Origin of the sequence: Burkholderia anthinoferrum (genome assembly GCF_002925705.1) — a bacterium.
GTDB classification, from domain to species: Bacteria; Pseudomonadota; Gammaproteobacteria; order Burkholderiales; family Burkholderiaceae; genus Burkholderia; species Burkholderia semiarida.
Genome location: NZ_LFZP01000025.1, coordinates 1 through 1,953, shown reverse-complemented (window position 1 = coordinate 1,953; position 1,953 = coordinate 1). Strand labels below are relative to the sequence as shown.

The 1,953-nt window shown below is 67.0% G+C and carries 1 protein-coding gene; it reads right to left on the bottom strand.

Going from position 1 to position 1,953, the window contains the following annotated elements; all coding sequences use genetic code 11:
* Positions 1 to 1,953: acetate--CoA ligase (acs, locus tag C5F75_RS06965; protein ID WP_104012002.1), on the bottom strand; the 1,953-nt coding region annotated here is incomplete at both ends.

The following is a 1,953-nucleotide window of genomic DNA, read 5'->3' as shown; positions in this document are numbered from 1 at the left end:
CTGCTCGAGGATGGCCGGATTCTCGAGCGTGGACGTATCCTGCGTGATCGCCTCGCCCTTCGCGAGCGAGCGCAAGAGGCGCCGCATGATCTTGCCCGAGCGCGTCTTCGGCAGGTTGTCGCCGAAGCGGATGTCCTTCGGCTTCGCGATCGGCCCGATCTGCTTGCCGACCCAGTCGCGCAGCGCCTTCGCGAGCGCCACGGCTTCGTCGCCTTCCGGGCGCGAACGCTTCAGCACCACGAATGCCACGACCGCCTCGCCCGTCGTGTCGTCCGGGCGGCCGACCACCGCCGCCTCGGCCACGAGTTCGTGCGACACCAGCGCCGATTCGATCTCCATCGTGCCCAGCCGGTGGCCCGACACGTTGAGCACGTCGTCGATCCGGCCCATGATCGTGAAGTAGCCGGTCTCCTTGTCGCGCACGGTGCCGTCGCCAGCCAGATAGAGCGTGCCGCCGAGTTCTTCCGGGTAATAACTCTTCTTGAAGCGCTCCGGATCGCCCCAGATCGTGCGGATCATCGCGGGCCACGGACGCTTGACGACCAGAATCCCGCCTTGCCCGTTCGGCACGTCCTGGCCCGTCTCGTCGACCACCGCGGCCATGATGCCCGGCAACGGCAGCGTGCACGAACCCGGTACGGTCGGCGTCGCGCCCGGCAGCGGCGTGATCATGTGGCCGCCGGTTTCGGTCTGCCACCACGTATCGACGATCGGGCAGCGCTCGTGGCCGACGTGCTTGTGGTACCACATCCACGCTTCCGGATTGATCGGCTCGCCAACCGTGCCGATGATGCGCAGGCTCGACAGGTCATAGCTCTTCGGATGAACCTTGTCGTCGGCTTCGGCCGCCTTGATCAGCGAACGGATCGCGGTCGGCGCGGTGTAGAACACGGTGACCTTGTGGTCGCCGATCATCTTCCAGAAGCGCCCGGCGTCCGGATACGTCGGCACGCCCTCGAACACGACCTGCGTGCCGCCGCACGCGAGCGGCCCGTACGTGATGTACGTATGGCCCGTGACCCAGCCGATGTCGGCCGTGCACCAGAACACGTCGTCGGGTTTCCAGTCGAAGGTCCACTTCATCGTCTGCGCGGCCCACAGCAGGTAGCCGCCCGTGCTGTGCTGCACGCCCTTCGGCTTGCCGGTCGAGCCCGACGTATACAGGATGAACAGCGGATGCTCGGCGCCGACCCAGGTCGGCTCGCAGCGGTCGGATTCGCCGTCGGTCAGCTCGTGCATCCACAGGTCGCGGCCCGCATGCCAGTCGATCTTGCCGCCGGTGCGGCGATAGACGATCACGCTCTTGACCGCTTCGCAGCCGCCCAGCGCGATCGCCTCGTCGGCGATGCTCTTGAGCGGCAGCGTCTTGCCGCCGCGCGCCTGTTCGTCGGCGGTGATGAGTGCCACGGCGCCGACGTCGACGAGCCGCTCGTTCAGCGATTTCGCGGAGAAGCCGCCGAACACGACCGAGTGCGTCGCGCCGATGCGCGCGCAGGCCTGCATCGCGACGATGCCTTCGATCGACATCGGGATATAGATGACGACGCGATCGCCCTTGCCGATCCCGTGTTTCTTCAGCGCATTGGCGAAGCGCGACACGCGTGCGAGGAGATCGGCATAGGTGACGCGGGTGACGGTGCCGTCGTCGGCCTCGAAGATCACCGCGACGCGCTCGCCGTGGCCGGCTTCGACGTGACGGTCGAGGCAGTTGTACGACGCGTTGAGCTCGCCGTCGTCGAACCATGTGTAGAACGGCGCGTTACGCTCGTCGAGCACCTTGGTGAACGGCTTGTGCCACGTGAGGCCCTCGCGCGCGAGGCGCGCCCAGAAGCCTTCGTAATCCTGCTCGGCCTCGGCGACGAGCGCGCGATAGGCCGGCATGCCGGAAATGGTCGCCGTCTTCTCGAGCGCCGCGGGCGGCGCGAACTGACGGGTTTCGTGAAGAACCGATTC